The sequence below is a fragment of the Knoellia sinensis KCTC 19936 genome (genome assembly GCF_000768705.1).
In the GTDB taxonomy this organism is placed as follows: domain Bacteria; phylum Actinomycetota; class Actinomycetes; order Actinomycetales; family Dermatophilaceae; genus Knoellia; species Knoellia sinensis.
In genome coordinates this window covers 94,822-111,861 of the sequence record NZ_AVPJ01000010.1, presented here as the reverse complement: position 1 = coordinate 111,861, position 17,040 = coordinate 94,822, and the positions used below count along the sequence as shown (strand labels likewise).

At 70.1% G+C, this 17,040-nt stretch carries 18 protein-coding genes; 5 read left to right on the top strand and 13 right to left on the bottom strand.

All coding sequences use genetic code 11. The features are described from left to right. Positions 1 to 13 precede the first annotated feature (13 nt). Genes N802_RS13435 through N802_RS13420 form a run of 4 tightly spaced genes read left to right on the top strand, consistent with a single transcriptional unit; the run spans position 14 to position 3,138 of the window. Positions 14 to 814, top strand: coding sequence for an HAD family hydrolase (locus N802_RS13435; protein ID WP_035917110.1), 801 nt, complete (start codon positions 14 to 16; stop codon positions 812 to 814). Further along, positions 811 to 1,614, top strand: coding sequence for a DUF1206 domain-containing protein (locus N802_RS13430; protein ID WP_035917107.1), 804 nt, complete (start codon positions 811 to 813; stop codon positions 1,612 to 1,614). Before N802_RS13435 ends, N802_RS13430 begins: the two co-directional genes overlap by 4 nt. Before the next feature lie 17 nt (positions 1,615 to 1,631). Continuing rightward, positions 1,632 to 2,447 (top strand): RNA methyltransferase, encoded by an 816-nt coding sequence (locus tag N802_RS13425; protein WP_035917104.1) that lies wholly within the window; start codon positions 1,632 to 1,634, stop codon positions 2,445 to 2,447. Positions 2,448 to 2,502: 55 nt separating this feature from the next. Beyond that, positions 2,503 to 3,138, top strand: a complete 636-nt coding sequence (locus N802_RS13420; RefSeq protein WP_035917100.1) for a VOC family protein — start codon at positions 2,503 to 2,505, stop codon at positions 3,136 to 3,138. A gap of 79 nt (positions 3,139 to 3,217) precedes the next feature. Here N802_RS13420 and purB read toward each other — a convergent pair whose 3' ends face one another. After that, positions 3,218 to 4,627: an adenylosuccinate lyase gene (gene purB, locus N802_RS13415; RefSeq protein ID WP_035917242.1), complete on the bottom strand. Its 1,410-nt coding sequence runs from the start codon at positions 4,625 to 4,627 to the stop codon at positions 3,218 to 3,220. Between the two features lie 63 nt (positions 4,628 to 4,690). Between purB and N802_RS19550 the strand changes: the two genes are divergently transcribed. Continuing rightward, positions 4,691 to 5,110, top strand: coding sequence for a hypothetical protein (locus N802_RS19550; RefSeq protein WP_156971404.1), 420 nt, complete (start codon positions 4,691 to 4,693; stop codon positions 5,108 to 5,110). Positions 5,111 to 5,273: 163 nt separating this feature from the next. Here the strand turns inward: N802_RS19550 and N802_RS13410 are convergent, their stop codons facing one another. From N802_RS13410 to cydB, 12 genes are all read right to left on the bottom strand, one after another. Beyond that, entirely contained in the window at positions 5,274 to 7,259 is a 1,986-nt protein-coding gene (locus N802_RS13410) for a PPC domain-containing protein (protein ID WP_035917097.1), read from the bottom strand. A 241-nt stretch (positions 7,260 to 7,500) separates the two neighbouring features. Next, complete coding sequence (locus N802_RS20250; protein WP_052109939.1) at positions 7,501 to 8,538, bottom strand: helix-turn-helix transcriptional regulator; 1,038 nt, start codon at positions 8,536 to 8,538, stop codon at positions 7,501 to 7,503. A gap of 53 nt (positions 8,539 to 8,591) precedes the next feature. Beyond that, positions 8,592 to 9,125 carry a low molecular weight protein-tyrosine-phosphatase gene (locus N802_RS13400; protein ID WP_035917096.1) on the bottom strand — a complete coding sequence of 178 codons (534 nt, stop codon included), beginning with the start codon at positions 9,123 to 9,125 and terminating at the stop codon, positions 8,592 to 8,594. 78 nt (positions 9,126 to 9,203) lie between these two features. Continuing rightward, entirely contained in the window at positions 9,204 to 9,689 is a 486-nt protein-coding gene (locus N802_RS13395; RefSeq protein ID WP_035917095.1) for a methyltransferase family protein, read from the bottom strand. A gap of 160 nt (positions 9,690 to 9,849) precedes the next feature. Beyond that, positions 9,850 to 10,521, bottom strand: a complete 672-nt coding sequence (locus N802_RS13390) for a TetR/AcrR family transcriptional regulator (RefSeq protein ID WP_035917093.1) — start codon at positions 10,519 to 10,521, stop codon at positions 9,850 to 9,852. A gap of 43 nt (positions 10,522 to 10,564) precedes the next feature. Then, entirely contained in the window at positions 10,565 to 10,966 is a 402-nt protein-coding gene (locus N802_RS13385) for a thiol-disulfide oxidoreductase DCC family protein (RefSeq protein ID WP_052109938.1), read from the bottom strand. A 9-nt stretch (positions 10,967 to 10,975) separates the two neighbouring features. Further along, positions 10,976 to 11,389, bottom strand: a complete 414-nt coding sequence (locus N802_RS13380; protein ID WP_035917091.1) for a hypothetical protein — start codon at positions 11,387 to 11,389, stop codon at positions 10,976 to 10,978. A 90-nt stretch (positions 11,390 to 11,479) separates the two neighbouring features. Beyond that, positions 11,480 to 12,328 (bottom strand): M56 family metallopeptidase, encoded by an 849-nt coding sequence (locus tag N802_RS13375; RefSeq protein WP_035917087.1) that lies wholly within the window; start codon positions 12,326 to 12,328, stop codon positions 11,480 to 11,482. A gap of 8 nt (positions 12,329 to 12,336) precedes the next feature. Then, positions 12,337 to 12,738: a BlaI/MecI/CopY family transcriptional regulator gene (locus N802_RS13370; protein ID WP_035917083.1), complete on the bottom strand. Its 402-nt coding sequence runs from the start codon at positions 12,736 to 12,738 to the stop codon at positions 12,337 to 12,339. Next, positions 12,735 to 14,354 (bottom strand): thiol reductant ABC exporter subunit CydC, encoded by a 1,620-nt coding sequence (gene cydC, locus N802_RS13365; protein ID WP_035917081.1) that lies wholly within the window; start codon positions 14,352 to 14,354, stop codon positions 12,735 to 12,737. Before cydC ends, N802_RS13370 begins: the two co-directional genes overlap by 4 nt. Next, positions 14,351 to 15,973, bottom strand: a complete 1,623-nt coding sequence (gene cydD / locus N802_RS13360; RefSeq protein ID WP_035917077.1) for a thiol reductant ABC exporter subunit CydD — start codon at positions 15,971 to 15,973, stop codon at positions 14,351 to 14,353. The genes cydC and cydD overlap by 4 nt, the downstream gene beginning before the upstream one ends. Positions 15,974 to 15,989: 16 nt before the next feature. Continuing rightward, entirely contained in the window at positions 15,990 to 17,033 is a 1,044-nt protein-coding gene (gene cydB, locus N802_RS13355; RefSeq protein ID WP_035917072.1) for a cytochrome d ubiquinol oxidase subunit II, read from the bottom strand. Positions 17,034 to 17,040: the final 7 nt, after the last annotated feature.

Here is a 17,040-nt window from a genome sequence, read left to right as displayed (position 1 = left end):
ATAGGTTGGCGCCATGACGGCAGCCACCCCGCACCTCGTCGCGCTCGACGTCGACGGCACGACGATCAACCACGCCGGTGAGATGTCGCCGGACGTGCGTGACGCCGTGCGCGCGGTCGCGGACGCCGGGCACCACGTGACCATCGCGACGGGCCGGTCCATCGTCGCGACCCTGCCGATCCTCGCGGAGCTGGCACTCGAGCACGGGTATGCCGTGTGCTCCAACGGCGCCGTCACCCTGCGTCTCGATCCCGGGCTCGACGACGGCTATGAGGTCGTCGAGGCGGTGACGTTCGACCCGGCGCCCGCCCTCAACCTCCTGCGAGCAGAGTGGCCCGATGCCGTCGTCGCGGTCGAGGAGATCGGCGTCGGGTTCAAGCTGAGCGCGCCCTTCCCGGACGGTGAGCTCCAGGGCGAGCTGACCGTCGTGCCGTGGGAGGAGCTGATCGCGGACCCGGTGACGCGTGTGACGTTCCGCGACCCGGCAGGGACGGCCGAGGACTTCATGGAGCTGTCCGAGCGCATCGGCCTGCACGGCGTGAACTACGCCGTTGGCTTCACGGCGTGGCTCGACATCAACCCCGAGGGCGTGAGCAAGGGCTCGGCCCTCGAGCTGGTGCGGCGCCGGCTCGGCATCGAGCCGATCCACACCGTCGCGGTCGGAGACCAGCGCAACGACCTCGAGATGCTGACCTGGGCCGCTCGCGGCGTCGCCATGGGCAATGCCCCCGATGAGGTCAAGGACGTCGCCGACGAGACAACTCTCGATGTCGATGACGACGGGCTCGTCCCCGTGCTCCAATCACTTCTGTGACGGACGCGAAGAATTCTGCCCGCGAGGCCGCCCGCGAGGTCGGCGACCACGGCATCGTCGAGAAGGGTGCCCGGCTCGGCTTCGCCATGAGCGGGCTCATCCACCTCCTCATCGGCTGGATTGCGCTCAAGATCGCGTGGGGGTTCGGCGGTGGCTCGGGTGCGGCCGACAAGTCGGGCGCCCTGGCGACGGCCGCGGGTGGCACCACGGGCCCGTTCCTCCTCTGGCTCGCAGTCCTCGGGTTCGCACTCCTCGCCCTGTGGGAACTGACTGAGGCCGTCGTCGGCCGGCACGGGAGTGAAGTGGTCGACCGCGCCAAAGCGGCGGGCAAGGCCGTGATGTATGCCTTCTTCGCCTGGTCGGCCCTCGGGTTCATTCGCGGTGCGGGCGGCAGCGACGAGCAGAAGACCGACTCGTTCACGGCGACGCTGATGTCGAACCCCGGTGGGCGGATCCTCGTCGGTCTGGTCGGAGCCGGCGTCCTGGCGGCAGCGGGCTACCACGTCTGGAAGGGCTGGACCAAGGGCTTCCTCGACGAGCTCGAGGGCCACCCGGGCGCGTGGGCCGTCCAATCGGGTCGGGTGGGCTACATCGCCAAGGGCGTGGCGCTCGCGGTTGCCGGCCTGCTCTTCGTCGGCGCCGCCCTCTCGTCCCGAGCCTCTGAGGCCGGCGGTCTCGACGCGGCCCTCAAGGAGTTGCGCGATCAGCCGTTCGGGCCCTACCTGTTGACGGTGGTCGCGTTCGGCATCGCGGCCTACGGGCTCTATTCGTTCGCCAAGGCGCGGCACGCGAAGCTCTGACCGGAAGAATGCCGCGTATGCCGTCCCGTCCCGATCTCGAGATCACCTCACCTGCCAACCCGCGCCTCAAGCAGGTCGTGGGGTTGCGGCGTCGTCGGGCGCGGGACGACGCGGGGGTCACGGTGGTCGAGGGCTTCGAGGAGCTGGGTTTGGCGCTCGATGCCGGCGTGCGGCCGCGGACGCTGTTCTATGCGCCCGAGCTCATGCTCGACGCAGACACCCAGTTGGGTGTCGTCGATGACGTGCGCGCGTCCGGAGTGGAGACCATCAGGGTGTCCCGCTCCGCCTTCGAGAAGGTCGCCTACAGGGAGGGTCCTGACGGCTTCCTCGCCCTCGTGCCGGCCGTTCGTGCGGGGCTTGCCGACCTCGAACTCCCTGCGGCGCCACTTCTGCTCGTGTGCGAAGGGCTTGAAAAGCCGGGGAACCTCGGCGCGATGCTTCGGACGGCCGATGCCGCAGGCGTCGATGCCGTCATCGCCGTCGACCCCGTCACCGATTGGGGCAACCCCAACGTCGTGCGCGGCTCCAAGGGCACCGTCTTCTCCGTCGCGGTGGCCAGCGCCACGCTCGACGAGACGTTGGAATGGTTGGGAGCGAACGGCATACGACTCATCGCGACGACCCCCGACACCGAGACGCTGCACACGGAAGCGGACCTCACGGGCGGAGTCGCGATCGCCGTCGGCACCGAGAAGTTCGGTCTCACCGACGAGGCGCTGCGCGCCGCCGAGGTGCGGGTGCGCATCCCCATGAGCGGACAGGTCAACTCTCTCAACGCGTCGGTGGCGGCCGCCATCGTCGTCTACGAAGCCGTGCGTCAGCGGGCCGGCTGAGCGGTGACGAGACCCGTGTCAAGAGCATCACTCCGGGTGTGTCACGATTATCAGCATGCGAATTGACCATGTCGTCTATGCCGCAGAGAACGACGGCGCCCGAGCCACTGCCGAACGTCTGGCGGAGCAGCTCGGGGTTGAGGCCGTCGACGGGGGTGTGCACCCGCGCTTCGGGACGCGCAACGTCATCCTTCCGCTTCTCGGTGATCGTTATCTCGAGGTTGTCGAGGTCCTCGACCACCCCGCGTCCGACAAGGCGCCCTTCGGCCAGGTCGTGCGCGCACGCTCCGAGGCCGGCGGTGGCTGGCTCGGCTGGGTCGTGGCCGTGGAGGACATCTCCGAGCAGGAGCAGCGACTCGGACGCGAGGCCGTGGCCGGCAACCGCCACCGCCCCGACGGCGTCGAGCTCCGCTGGAAGCAGCTCGGCATCAAGGGTCTGCAGTCCGACCCGCAGCTCCCCTTCTTCGTCGAGTGGGACGCCGACGTGCCGCACCCGTCGTCCGTCGGGGCGACCCAGGTCGCGCTGAAGTCCCTCGAGATCGCCGGCGACCCCATGCGGGTGCGCGAGTGGGTGGGCGTCGACCACGACTTCGTCCCCGAGGGCATCGGGTTCAACTTCATCGCCCCCAAGGGCACGCCGGGCCTCATGTCCGTGACGTTCGAGACCCCCAACGGTCCCGTCACCCTCTGACCCCCAACCGTCGAGAGTAGACAAAGTCCCGCCCCCAGTCATGGGAGGCGGGACTTTGTCTACTCTCGACTGGCTTGTTTCAGGCCAGGTGGTCGACGAGGGCGGGCGCGAGGCCGACGTAGGTCGCGGGCGTCATCGCAGCCAGTCGCTCCTCCACCTCAGCCGGAAGGCCGAGGCCCTTGACGAACTCGACGAGTTCCGGCTGGCCGATGCGGCGGCCGCGGGTGAGCTCCTTGAGGCGTTCGTAGGGCTCCTCCATGCCGGGGACGCCCTGCGCACCAAGGGCGCGCATCGCCGACTGGATCGGCTCACCCAGGACCTCCCAGTTGGCGTCGAGGTCGCGCGCCATGGCCTCGGGCACGGCGTCGAGGCCGGCGAGCCCGCGGGTCGCGTTGTCGAGGGCGAGGAGCGAATGGCCCAGTGCCACACCGATGTTGCGCTGCATGCTCGAGTCGGTGAGGTCGCGCTGGAGGCGGGACTGGACGAGGGTCGAGGCGAGGACGTCGAGGAGCGCGTTGCTCACCTCGAGGTTGGCCTCGGCGTTCTCGAAGCGGATCGGGTTGACCTTGTGCGGCATCGTGCTGCTGCCGACGGTGCCCTGGCCGCGGACCTGGGCGAAGTAGCCCATCGAGATGTAGGTCCACACGTCGGTGCACATGTTGTGCAGGACCCGGTTGAACCGCGCGACGTCGGCATAGAGCTCGGCCTGCCAGTCGTGGCTCTCGATCTGCGTGGTGAGCGGGTTCCAGGTGAGGCCGAGGCCCTCGACGAAGGACTCGCTGATGTCCTCCCAGTCGGCCTCGGGCACCGCGGCGAGGTGGGCGCCGTAGGTGCCGGTCGCGCCGTTGATCTTGCCGAGGAACTCGGCGTCCTCGATCCGACGAAGCTGGCGCTGGAGGCGCCACGCGAGCACGGCGAGCTCCTTGCCCAGGGTCGACGGAGTGGCCGGCTGACCGTGCGTGTGCGACAGCAGCGGCACGTCGCGCAGGTCGGAGGCCATCGTCGACAGGGCCTCCACGAGGGCCGAGGCCCGCGGCAGCCACACGTCCTCGATGGCACCCTGCACCATGAGGGCGTAGGACAGGTTGTTGATGTCCTCGCTCGTGCAGCAGAAGTGGATGAGCTCGGCGAGGCCCTTGTCCTCGTCGGCGGGAGCGATCTGGGAGAGGCGCTTCTTGAGGAAGTACTCGACGGCCTTGACGTCGTGCTGCGTGACCTTCTCGGTCTCACCCATCTCGTCGATCTCGGCCGGCCCGAAGTCCTCGACGATGCGGCGGAGCGCGACCTTCTCGTCATCGGTGAACTGGCGGACGCCCGGCACGACCTCACGGTCGGTGAGGTGGATGAGCCACTCGATCTCCACGTGGATGCGCTGACGGTTCAGCGCCGGCTCGGAGAGGTGGTCGACGAGGGGTGCCACGGCTCCGCGGTAGCGCCCGTCGAGGGCGCCGAGCGCGATGGGAGGGGTGACGTCAGCGAGGGAAGCCATGGGCCGCATTCTCCCATTGGCCGCGCGGACGCTCGTGCCCACGTCCGCCTCTACACTTCGGAGGTGTCCGTGACGCCAGAGGGCCCCTCGGGCCATCTCACTGCACGACCCGAGGTCGTGCGCCGCCTGCTGCAGTCCGAGCCGTTCGCGCGCAGCCGTCGCCGGGCCGAACTGATCGACGGGGATCACGACGCGATGAGCGAGCTCGTCGACCTCGTGCGACTGCGGCATGTCGAGGAAGACGTCCATCTCGCGCCGATCGCCGGGCTGGTCGAGGAGACCCTCACGTGGCTCGCGACCCCGGAGGTCGCGGGCGACCAGTCTCCGTCCGTGACAGCTCGCCGGCGGATGGCGATCGCCGCGCTCAACTACCTGTATGACGTCGACGACGTCATCCCCGACGACCGTCGGGACGGCACGATCGACGACTTCGTCGTGCTGCAGGCGGTCCTCAGCCGATCGATGGGCGGCCCGCGCCACTGACCACTCGGTGCGCGGCCCTGATCCCCAGGCGACGGCTCCCCGCAAAACAGCACCAGCGGTGAGGAAGCCACGAGAGGGAGTGCCCTTGCTTCGTGTGTCGAAGCAAAGACACTCCCTCACCAACCGTCGTAGTGGCTGGACTCCTCAGGACCTCGTCAGGCCGTCACTTGGCTGCCTTGACGTAGGCCCAGGACGCCACGTTGAGGGTGTCCTCCAGGCCGGTGAATCCCTCCGGTGGGCTGTAGACGTCCTCCTCGAAGTCCACGTCCGTGTCGTCGGCCGTGCCGCCCACACCGTCAGGCCCGACGCCGAAGAGCTCGTCAAAGCTGGCACCGCCGGCGTCCATGAGCTGGGTGACGTCGTTGGCATTCCACGTGTGGTAGTTCCCCACGAGGTGGCCGACCTCGTGGGCGACGACGTTGCCGACCGCCTGTGCCACGAACGCCTTGCGGTCACTCTGCGCTCGCAGATAGGTGTTCAGCGACGCTGACCCCGAGGGGTTGCTCATCACATCGAGCAACACCAGGGCGCCGTCCTCATGGGCGTAGTTGCCCGGGTCGATGAACTGGGCGATGCCGATGGTCGAGATGCCGGACTCGGCGATGGTGCCGCCGACGATGACCCGCGAGACGTTCGGTCGACCGAACGGGTCGGCGGCCTCGCTGCTGCTGACGACGTTCACCTCGACGTGGTCGTTGAGTCCCTTCTCGACAAGGTCACGCTGGATGTTCTCGCGCGTCTCCTCGGTGATCATCCTGATGACGTCGGCCTCATCGGCGGCGGTCAGACCCCAGCGGGTGAGGAATGACCGGAGCGGTGAGAGGTCACGCACGCCCGCGCCGCCCCAGGTCCCGGTGTTGACCCGCTCCCCGTCGAAGTCGAGGAACACGGTCTGCACACCCTCGCGAGAGGACTCGGTCTCCGAGCCGGGCCGATAGAGCTCGAACCCCGCGGTGTAGGGGCCGGCCCCCTCTTCGACCGCGATGGCGTACCAACCGGACTCCTCGGTGACATAGGAGATGGTGGTGTTGCCACCACCGGGCAGGGGTGACTCCGGCGGGAACAGGAACGACGCATCGGTCTGGTCGCCACCCACCATCTGGGTGCCGTCGGGTCGGAACACCGTCAGGCTGTCGGCTGATCCGTCGACGGTGGCACCGAGGACGTCACCCTTGGCGAGGTTGACCGCATAGAAGTCGGCGTCCACCTGGGCGGCTCGCAGGAGCAGGGTGTAGTTGCCCAGGTCACCGCCGCCGCGCCCGCCCTGCGACCCACTTCCGGAGTCGAACGGGTCGCGGGGGAGCGGCCCTCCGGCACGGAACCCAGCGACCACCACGTAGTACGTCCCGGTCGTCGCGATCTGATGCGTGAGCAGGCTCGACAGGCCGGTGGCGCCGCCGTCGTCATCGACGGCGAGGAGCGTGCCCTCGGCGTCGTACAGACCGACGACGGTGTCCGTCCCCGCGGGTGTGCCCTCGGTGCTGACCGTGAGCGCGAACCCGGCGGTGCCGGTGAGCGAATAGAAGTTGAAGTCGTTCGAACCGTCGCCCGCGGGCGCCGGACCGTGCGGCCCATCGCCCAGGACACCGGTCGTCGTGACGGCTGCCCTGCCCGTGAGGCCGGTGGCGTGTGCCAGGGGTATCGACCCGTTGTCCTCGGGTGCCGGGGGGATCGCGGTGGGCGTCGGCGGCGCGATGGCAGCGAGGCTGCCCGTCACCGTGACCCGCGGGTTCGCCTTCCTGCCCGTTCCCAAGCCGGCGATCTGCTCCGCCGTTGCCTGCGTGTCGTTCTCACCCACGACGCCGGCGGGTTCGCGCTCCGCATGGGTGAGGGCTGCGGGTAGTGCGCGCCCGGCAACGCGCGCCTTGGAGTTCATCGTCGCTGCCGACGATGAGCGCTGGCTGGCGCCGGCGCCCATGACGTCGTCCCACGCGGCATAGTCCGCCGTGCTCTCGTCGGGCAGGAACGACAGGTAGGGGTTGGGTCCGGTGCGCACAGAGTCCTTGGGTGCGGACTGGATGGTGGCTTCGTGCCAGGCCGGACCCGGATCGCCGGGTGAGGCGGTGCTCGGTGCCGCGGCCATCAGGGCCAAGCCGAGTGTCGAGGTGACCGCCAGCGTGGTGCGCAGGCGTCGAGGCGCAATGTTCATCTCGTCGATCCCTCCGTTGTGCAGTAGGCGAGAACGGGGGATGGACCTGGTGCGGCACGATTCCCCCGGGTGCTGGTCGAACCCGGCACTCGAGCCCGACTGCGCTCCAACCTGCCCCCATGGTCGGTGCCAGCACCACAGTTTTTGCTGGCGGCTCCTGACGCTGTCCGAAGTCGGTCAATTGACGTGTCGAGTTGACAAGCCGTTGTTCCGATGGGCGTCAGCGGGGTCCGTGGACGCCTCAGAGCCAGCCGCGACGGTACGCCTGGGCTGCCAGTTGGAACCGGCTGCGCGCACCGAGCCGTTCCTCGAGGCGGGCAACGCGTCGGCCCACCGTGCGCTCGCTGACCCCGAGTTCGCGCGCGATGGCGTCGTCCGTCATCCCGGCGTTCAGGTGAGCGAGCAGGGCGCGACTCTGGTCGTCGGGCCCGTCGCCGCCCACGGAGTCACCCGCGTCCGCCAGCGGGATACCCATCCGCCAATAGCTGTCGAACTGTTCGATGAGGGAGTCGAGGAAGCCTGACGCGTGCACGACGATGACGTGGCGGCGCGTCTCGGCCAGACCGGGCACCGCGATCATGGCGAGGGTCTGGTCATAGATCGCGATGCTCAGGGGGACGTCGGCGAAGACTCGGGCCAGTTGCCCCAGCGCCACGCAGGCCTGCACGGCGGCGAGCTGGCCCGGGTCACGCAGGACACTGACGCCGTAGACGACCTGGAATCCGACTCCTCGGTCGATCGCGGAGAGGAATCCCGGAGAAAGGAGCGTGCCCGGTCGCAGCGCCGTCGAGTCGACGGCGGTGCCCAGACCTGCCGGGCCCACCGAACCCACCGCCCCGACCTGGAGTCCGCACACGGAATGCCTCACCTGCTGGAGGCTCACCTGGCGCACCGCGTCGATGCTCTCGACCTCGGTGAGGATCTCCACGTAGTCGGCCCGGTCGCGGTGGCGACGCCACAACTGATCCCATTCCTGGGCCTGATGACGCAGCCCCTCGGCTGCGTCCTCGAGGGACAGAGCGGCTCCGTAGAGCGCTGTCCGCGGCGGCACGACCTCGACGTCGGCGTGGGCTGCGGTGCTTCCCTCGGGTGGTCCGGGTGGCGGATGCTGGACGAGTCCCACCGCCGTGAGTTGACCGACGGCCTGCATGAGTGCGTGTCGGTCGGCCTCGAGGGCTCGCTCCAACTGCTCGATCGAGCGCCTGCCGTGTCGGAGACAGTGTTCGTACGTCCGGCGCGCAAGCGAGTCCAGTGGCCACGGAACCCCCGTCGACTCCATGACTGGGGTCTATCAGATGGGGCACCACCTCGCCACAGATAGAGCGTTCGGCCTCAGCGAGGCGCTGGGCCCACCTCGGTCCGCACATGGTCGACGACGCCGGGGACGGCTGCTCGGACCTCGGCGTACGTCTGGTCGAAGCCTTCGTCGTCGCCCCACCACGGGTCGTCCATGTCGAGTTCGTCGGCGGCCACGGAGGCAGGATCGAACGAGCGGAACAGGCGCACCTTTGCCCGGTCCTCCTCGGTCGGGGCGAGCCGGAGCAGCGCGCGCTCGTGTCCCCTGTCGGCGGCCAGGACGAGGTCGACGGCGGCGAAGTCCTCCTCTCGGAACCGGCGCGCCTGATGACCGGACCAACCACGGTCGCCGTGTCCGTTCCGGCGCAGGACCGCAACCGTCCGTGGGTCCATCGGATTGCCGCTCTCCTCGGACGACGTGCCTGCGGAGCTCACCTCGACCGTCTCCAGGCCGGCGTCCTCGAGGGCCTCGCGCAGCAGCCACTCACCCATCGGTGACCGGCAGATGTTTCCGGTGCAGACCACTGCGATCCGGTATGCCGTCCGCTCGCCTCGCGCGCCGTCGCTCATCCAGCGATCCAATCACCCCCACTCCTGCGTCCGCGGATGTGGTCGCGGTGGCGACCAAAGTTGCGGACGCAATCACCGTCAGAGCCAGCGACGCACCCGTCCCTTGTACGCGAGGTACGCATCGCCGAACTTCGCCTCGAGGTACTCCTCCTCCGGACGGATCGCGGCGACATACAGGCCCAGCGCCACCAGCGGTGTGAGCAGCAGGATCCACGGATTGAAGAGCAGGATCGCGAACCCCACACAGGCCAGCAGCATCGTCAGATACATCGGGTTGCGGGTGAAGCGGAACGGCCCACCCTCAACGATCTCGGGGGTCGGGGTCCACGGGATGTCGCTCTGCCCGGTGCGGTGGAACGCGCGAGAGGCCGGAATCGCGAGCGTCAGGAACGCCAGCACCACCAGCCCTCCGCCGACGATGTAGCGCGCAACGGGCGCCACGTCGAACCCCAGATCGATCGGCGCCCAGCGCTGGAGCGCGACGCCGATCAGGACGGCGGCGAGGGGAAGCAGGGGCGGGGGGAAGCGCACCCGCGCGGCATCGCGGTCACCTGGTTCGCCCATCGCAATTCCTCTGTAGGACGGCCTTCGGAGTCCCCAGCGTATCCACCGGAATGCGTCCGTGGATGTGGTCGTGGTGGCGACCACGGTCAGGTGCCGCCGCGGGCCGGGGCACCCGCGGGACGTCGGTGCGGCACCTTCTGGCTCGCTCACCGATCCGTGGTCACGGACGCATGGCGTCAAGGAGGTCGATGAGGTCGGTGATGACTCCCTTGACGCCGGGGAGGCGGGAGACCTTGACGACCTTGTCGACGACGGGCACGAGGCGCTGCACGAGCTCGCGAGTCCTGGCCTGACCCTCGCTCTGGTCGTGGACCCAAAACAGCACGATGCCCATCTGCAGCATCCACAGCAGTTCGGGCAGGGCGGCGCGCACGTCCTTGGTGACCTTGGCGTCCGACCCCTCGACAACGAGTCGGTGAATCCCGACGGCGGCATCTCGCGCGGGTGCGGACTCCGGACTGAATGGTGACAGGGGGCTGCCGGGGTCGGCCGCGACCTTGAAGAACTGCGCCGCGAACTCATGGAACGGCTCGGCCACGTCGATCCACGCGATCAGGGCCGCGCCGAGACGATCGCCGAGGGCGACCCTGCCGTCCAGCCGTCGCACGGCCACCTCGGCGTGGCTCGCCTGGATCCCGTCATAGAACGCTTGGACCAGGTGCTCCTTGGACGAGAAGTAGTAGTAGGCATTGCCCAGCGATACCCCCGCACGCTCGGCGACTGCCCGCATCGTCGTCTTGTCGTAGCCGCGCTCGAGGAACAGCTCCTGCGCGGCGGCGGCGATCGCCAGCCGGCTCTGCTCCCCGCGCTCGGACTTGGCCGCTTCGCTCACGGCACCTGGATCTGGTGGGAGACGAGGTCGAACGCGGCCGCCTTCATGGCGCCGACGCTAACACCACGGGCGTGGGCAGCGGTGCGGGCGGAGGCGAGGGTGAGGCGAGGGCCGCGCGGAGCCCAGCCGCGGCATACGCCATGCGCTTGGCGGCCGCGAGACCACTGCGGGTCGCGAGCCGCTCGGCGGTCGCGCGATGGGTGCGGGTCGCCCACAGGGCGACCACCCAAGCGTGCTCCTTGGTCCAGACGTCACCGACGTCGCTCACGACCGTGATGTCGCGCATCGTCGCCGCGTGGTCGAGCGCCGGGAAGTGCGCCCTCGCGTCCGGCCCTCCAGCCGGCATGAGGGTGATCGGGACGTGCGCCGGCTGCGCGACGAGCCATGCGCCGAACCGGCGACAGATCGGGCAGGTGGGGTCGTGGAGGACGTAGAGCCGGTGCATGATGCAGCCTCAGCTGACCGGGGCGAACGCCGGCGGCGTGTGGGACTGGGGCCCGACGGGCGGCGTGCGATAGGCGTCCACCTTGGTGCGGTGGCGGAGCCTGTTGAAGACCCAGACGTTGGTGAGGTGGACGACGCCCAGGACCAGCAGCACCACGCCGAGCTTGACGCTCAGGGTCTCGACGACGGCTCGCGCCGACTCGACCGGACCGCTGACCCGGAGATAGAGCGCGACGAAGCCGAGGTTGAGGAGATAGAAGCCGACCACCAGCAGGCGGTTGACCGCTTGGGCCAGCTCGCTGTCGCCGCTGAAGACGTCGACGAGGAAGTGGCGGCCGTTGGTCGAGAGGGTGTGCGCGACCCACACCGTCAGTGGGACGGCGAGCGCGATGTAGGCGAGGTAGGTGGCGACGACGAGGTCCATGAGAAGGCTCCTTTGAACACGTTCAACTTGATGATGAGCGTGACAGTAGCATCGAAGTTGAACACGTTCAAGTGTCGCGGACGGGGCGGCTCAGCGCCAGGAAAGCCACAGCAAGGTGAGTGGCAGGGCGACGACGGCGCCGGCATACAGGTACATCACCGCAGACACGAGAGGTGAGACCGGCTCGGAGGCGAGCAGGCGCATCCGGGCGGCCGTGGTTCCGTCGCCTGCGGCGGCGAGGCTCGCCTCCGGTGCCTGTCCGCGCGCCAGGGTCATGAGCGCCCGTGCCGTCGTCACCGGTCCGGAGGTGCGGATCGCGGCACGGTCGGCGAGGGCCTCGATGAGCAGGCGAACCTCGCGCAGCGCCTCGGGCGAGCGCACCGGGTCAGGCACGGAGTGGTGCAGGACGGTGAAGTACTCGAGCAGCAGGTCGTGCCGACCACGCAGGTGGGCGCGTTCGTGAGCGATGACCGCGTCGAGCTCGTCGGCCGGCAGCGCCGCGAGGGCGCCCTGGGTGAGCACGACGCGCGATCGGCGCCCGGGCAGGCAGTAGGCCGTCGGCGTCGCGTGAGCAAGCACCCGTATGCCGTCCGCCCGCCCACCGTCGTCGGGCGCGGCCAGGATGTCCACGAGTTCGCGGTGGCGGGCCCTGGCTGCACGCAGGCCGGTGCCGACCCGGTGGCCGGAGAGGAGGAGTCGGCCGAGCACGAGGAGGGTGACGGCTGCCGCCATCCCGAACACGAGCCACCCCCGCTCACGCAGGTACGGGACGGCTGCGGGTGCCGCAGCGAGGGCGGCGATGACCGCCGCGAGGGACACGGCCTGCCACGCGACGAGGGCGGGCCGGGGTGCCCTGCGGAACCACACCAGTCGCGCCATCAACCGTGGTGCGACCCCCGCGAGGAGGAGGGCAAGGAGAGCCAGCAGGACGGCAAACATGCGCGTCGTCAGCCGCGGCGCTGCTCGACCTCGGACAGCGCCGCGCGCAGGTCGTCGAGCTCCTCGGGGGTGGCGCCGTCGAGGAAGTGCAGCAGAGCGGTGCGACGATCCGTGGCGTCACCGAGCGAGGCCCGCATCGTCTCGGCCGTGAGCGACTCGCGTGTGCCCGCGGGGGTGTAGCGCCAGGCCCTGCCGTCGCGCTCGCGCGTCACGAGACCCTTCTTGGCGAGGCGGTCGAGGACGGTCATGACGGTCGTGTAGGCCAGGTCGCGGTCGGCTGGCAGCCCTTCGAGGACCTCACGGACGCTCGCGCCCTGCGGCCGGTCGGCCGCTCCGCTCCACAGCAGCTCCATCACGGCGCGCTCGAGGTCGCCGAGTCGTGGAGCGGAGGGGGGTGGGGGCACGTTCATTCCTTGGTTCCGGGACTCAGGTCGACGACGACGTCGACGTCGTCGAGGCCTTCGTGACGGTGGCTGACGAGGACCACGGTACGCCCCGAAGTGGCCGCCCAGACGTCACGCATCACGCCCGCGGCCGTGGGGTGGTCGAGGTGCGCCACCGGCTCGTCGAGGAGGACGACCGGCCGGCGCGACAGCACCGCACGGGCCAGGGCGAGCCGTGCCCGCTCGCCGCCGGAGACTCCGCGTCCGCCCGTGCCGAGCCGCGTGCCCAGACCGTCCGGCAGCGCAGCGAACCACTCGGTGAGCCCTGCCACCCGGAGCGCGTCCACGATGTCCTCGTCGCTCGCCTTCGGGTGTGCGAGAACGAGATTGGCGCGCAGGTCAGCCGCAAAGATGTGTGGCTCGTCGTCCACGACGGCGATGAGGTCGCGGACGTCGTCGAGGGCGAGGTCGAGCACGTCATGACCGTCCACGAGATATCGGCCCGACCGCGGATCGAGAGCCCGGGCGAGCACCGCGAGGAGGGTCGACTTGCCGGAACCGTTGGCCCCGACGATGGCCGTGCGCTGCCCCGGCGGCAGGTCGAGGGTCACCGGTCCGACGTCGAGGCGGCCGTCGACCCAACCGGCACCGACTGCGTCGAGTCGCAGGTGCGGCGCCGTGGACGTGGGGGGAATCGTCCCCGCGCCGGCGACAGCCGGAGCCTGGTCGAGGAGGGCCGTGACCCGATCTCCGCTCTGCTCCGCCCGAGCGCGGGCGCGGACCGCATCGGCCAGCGGCAGCAGGGCATCGGCCAGGGCAGCGGGCACGACGACGAGCAGGGCGGCGACCCCCGCAGAGATGTCCGCTTCGACGGCAACCCGGGCCATGGCGAGCGTCGCGAGCCCCGTGAGGGTGAGGACACCGCCGGTGACCAGTGCTCGCCCCCGACATTGTCGGCGCAGTGCCCGGTCGAGGCTGACCTGTGCCCGGTCGAGCTGGTCGAGAACCTCGCCTTCCGCGCCGATCGCCTGCAGTTCGCCCGTATGCCGTCCGACCAGCTCCGCGACCCGGCTCACCTCGGCGCGGGCCGCGCCCAGGACCGGCTGAGAGGCGCGCTCGAGGTGCAGGCCCAGGGCGGTGACCGCACCAACGGCCGCGACCCAGCTGAGGACGACGACCCCGGCGGTGGGAACGAGGGCCGCAGTGAGGATGGTGGTGAACGTCGCCGCGAGGGCCGCGGACCACAACGGCACCCGCACGCGGACGTGGGCCTCGACGACATCGGTGAGGTCGTCCACGACCCCGGACAACACCGCACTGCGTGACCGACGGCCCAGGCGAGCCGGCGTGAGGGGGATGAGGGCGGCATACACGTCGGTTCGAGCCCCGGCGAGCCCGGCGAGCGCCGAGTCGTGCGAACGGACCCGCTCCAGGTACCGGAAGAACGGCCGGGCCATCCCGAAGGCGCGGACCGAGACGATTGCGGTGAGGAGGGTGAGGATCACCGGCCGCTCCGAGGCGCGGACGATGAGCCAGCCCGAGGTCGCGGTGAGGGCCACGCCGGAGGTGAGGGCGAGGCCGCCCCAGACTCCGGAGAGCAGGTCGAGCGGTGCCCGGCGGCTCGTGGTCGTGCTCGTGCTCATGCGGGTGCCACCTCCGGGAGGCGTCGGCGCGAATCGAGGTGCACGTGCTCGTCGGCCAGCGCGACGAGTTCCGCCGAGTGGGTGACGGCGACGACGCCACGGACGAGGGCGAGCTCGCGGATGATGCCCAGCACGGTGGCGGTGGCGTCGGTGTCGAGGTGGGCAGTCGGCTCGTCGAGCAGCAGGACGGGTGCATCGCTGAGGAGGGCGCGGGCGAGGGCGAGACGGGTCCGCTGCCCCGCGGACAGCCCGAACCCGTCGTCGCCGATGCGGGTGTCGAGTCCTTCGGGGAGTCCGGCGACGAATCCGGCCAACCCCACTCGCCGCAGGGCCACCCACGCGTCAGCGGGCGTGGTGCCAGCCGGGGAACCGAGCAGGACGGCGTCGGCGATCGTCCCATCGGGGAGGAACGGTCGCTGTGTCACGTAGTGCGTCCGCTCCGTCTCGACGGTGCCGTTCGTGGGGGTCCGCAGGCCGGCGACGAGGTCGAGCAGGGTCGACTTGCCGGCCCCCGACGGTCCGGTGATGACGGTGAGCCCGCGCCCCGCGGTCAGGGTCACGCCGTCGAGCACCCGGACCCTCGCCCCCGGATACGAGTACGTGACTCCCTCCACGACAACCCGACTGATTGCCCGGCGCTGCACATCCTCGCTGCGTTCGGCGTGCAGCGCCGGGCAATCAGTCGGGGGGTTCAGTTCGGCGAGGATGGAGTCGATGGCGGTGACGCCGTCAGCGGCAGCGTGGAACTCGGCCCCGACCCGCCGGATCGGCCAGTAGGCCTCTGGCGAAAGGAGAATGGCGAGCAGCCCGACGTGCAGCGTCACCGAGCCGTGGGTCAGCCGCAGCCCCACGGTGACAGCGACGATGGCGACCGAGATCGTCGCGAGCAGCTCGAGCGCCGCCGATGACAGGAACGCGAGGCGCAGCGTCCGCATCGTCGCCGCCCGGTGCTGCTCCGACACCGCGCGCACGACGTCGACCTGGCGTCGTGCCCGCCCGAAGGCCACGAGGGTCGGCAGCCCGCGCATGACGTCACCGAAGTGCCCGGCGAGCTGTTCGAGGGCGCGCCAACGGCTCATCGTGTCGTCCTCCGTCGTCCGCCCGATGAGGGCGGCGAAGAGCGGGAGCAGCGGCAGGGTCACGACGACGATGAGCGCGCTGAGCGGGTCGACGACGAACAGTGCGCCCACCGCCAATACCGGCACGACGGCTCCGGCGACGAGCGCTGGGAGGAAGCGGGCGGCATACGGCTCCACCGCTTCGGCTCCCTGAACCGCCAGGGTTCTCGCCCGCTCCGGAGCCGGTCGTGCCTCGGACGGGGCGGCGACCCAGCGCGCCAGCACACGCCGTCGGAGCGCCGAGCTCACCGACGTCCCGGCGGTCGCACCCACGCGGTCGACGAGCATCCCGAGCCCGGCCCGGACGAGGAACGCCGCCGCGGCCCATGCTGCTGACGTCTGCCAATCCCGCTGCGCGACAACATCGGTCACCAGACCCGCGAGAGCGAACGCCAACCCGATCGCCGCCGCGCCCTGTGCGGCGGCAACCACCGCGAGCAGTGCGATCGGCCGCCGGATGGCGGGCACCTCCCGGAGCAGTCCTGGGTCAAAAGGCTTCATCTCGTATGCCGTCCGCTCACTTCACGAGGATCGGTGCGGCCAGGTGGTCGGTCGTCAGGCGACGCCGGAAGATCCAGTAGGTCCAGGCGGTGTAGAGGAGGACGATCGGGACGAAGATGAGGGCGGCGATGCTCATGATCTCGAGCGTCATCGGTGTGCTGGCCGCGTTCTCGATGGTGAGGGAGGCGCCGTCGGCAAGCGTCGTCGGCATCACCGCCGGGTGGAGTGCGACGAAGTAGGACGCTGCTACCGCGGCCCAGGTGAGGGCCGTGCCGGCGAAGGCCAGGCCTTCTCGCCCGCTGCGATTGGCAGCGAGGGCGCCGACCAGCGCGACCGCCGCGATCGCGGCGAGGGCGACCACGGGCGCGCTGCCACGAGTGGTCACGACCCAGGCCATGAGTGCCACGGCGAGAACGGCGGCCACGATCCCCGCCCTTTCAGCCACCCGCCGCGCATCCTCTCGGATCGGACCGTCGGTCTTGAGGGTGAGGAAGAGGGCGCCATGCGTCACCGACAGGGCGACGAAGGTCAGGCCGCCCAGCAGGCTCGGGAGGTTGAGGAGGGTCCACAGTGATCCGACGTACTCGAAGTCAGCGTCCAGGGGGACGCCGCGCACGAGATTCGTCAGGGCCACACCGACGAGGAACGGCGCGAGGACCGACCCGCCGACGATGGCCAGGTCCCACCGCTGACGCCACGTGTCGTCATCCCGCTTGTGGCGGTATTCGAGGCCCATGTTGCGCACGATGAGTGCGACGAGGAGCAGCAGCAATGGCAGGTAGAAGGCCGAGAACATCGAGGCGTACCAGTGGGGGAAGGCCGCGAACATCGCGCCGCCGACCGTGAGCAGCCACACCTCATTGCCGTCCCAGTGAGGGCCGATGGCTGTGAGCATGACCCGTCGCCGCTTGTCGGCCTCATCGACCGCAGCGCCAACGCGGGCACCCCGGCCTCCGAGCACGGGCAACAGGGCGCCGACGCCGAAGTCGAACCCCTCGAGGACCAGGTAGCCGGTCCACAGCACCCCGATGAGGATGAACCAGATGAATGGGTAGTCCATGACGAAC

Excerpts from the sequence above, each read along its gene's own strand:
- N802_RS13385 (WP_052109938.1), bottom strand. The coding sequence starts at position 10,966 with ATGCACCGGCTCTACGTCCTCCACGACCCCACCTGCCCGATCTGTCGC.
- cydC (WP_035917081.1), bottom strand. The coding sequence starts at position 14,354 with ATGAGCACGAGCACGACCACGAGCCGCCGGGCACCGCTCGACCTGCTC.
- N802_RS13395 (WP_035917095.1), bottom strand. The coding sequence starts at position 9,689 with ATGGGCGAACCAGGTGACCGCGATGCCGCGCGGGTGCGCTTCCCCCCG.
- N802_RS13380 (WP_035917091.1), bottom strand. The coding sequence starts at position 11,389 with ATGGACCTCGTCGTCGCCACCTACCTCGCCTACATCGCGCTCGCCGTC.
- N802_RS13410 (WP_035917097.1), bottom strand. The coding sequence starts at position 7,259 with ATGAACATTGCGCCTCGACGCCTGCGCACCACGCTGGCGGTCACCTCG.
- N802_RS13435 (WP_035917110.1), top strand. The coding sequence starts at position 14 with ATGACGGCAGCCACCCCGCACCTCGTCGCGCTCGACGTCGACGGCACG.
- N802_RS13425 (WP_035917104.1), top strand. The coding sequence starts at position 1,632 with ATGCCGTCCCGTCCCGATCTCGAGATCACCTCACCTGCCAACCCGCGC.
- N802_RS13375 (WP_035917087.1), bottom strand. The coding sequence starts at position 12,328 with ATGTTTGCCGTCCTGCTGGCTCTCCTTGCCCTCCTCCTCGCGGGGGTC.
- N802_RS13420 (WP_035917100.1), top strand. The coding sequence starts at position 2,503 with ATGCGAATTGACCATGTCGTCTATGCCGCAGAGAACGACGGCGCCCGA.
- cydB (WP_035917072.1), bottom strand. The coding sequence starts at position 17,033 with ATGGACTACCCATTCATCTGGTTCATCCTCATCGGGGTGCTGTGGACC.
- N802_RS13400 (WP_035917096.1), bottom strand. The coding sequence starts at position 9,125 with ATGAGCGACGGCGCGCGAGGCGAGCGGACGGCATACCGGATCGCAGTG.
- purB (WP_035917242.1), bottom strand. The coding sequence starts at position 4,627 with ATGGCTTCCCTCGCTGACGTCACCCCTCCCATCGCGCTCGGCGCCCTC.
- N802_RS13370 (WP_035917083.1), bottom strand. The coding sequence starts at position 12,738 with ATGAACGTGCCCCCACCCCCCTCCGCTCCACGACTCGGCGACCTCGAG.
- cydD (WP_035917077.1), bottom strand. The coding sequence starts at position 15,973 with ATGAAGCCTTTTGACCCAGGACTGCTCCGGGAGGTGCCCGCCATCCGG.
- N802_RS20250 (WP_052109939.1), bottom strand. The coding sequence starts at position 8,538 with ATGGAGTCGACGGGGGTTCCGTGGCCACTGGACTCGCTTGCGCGCCGG.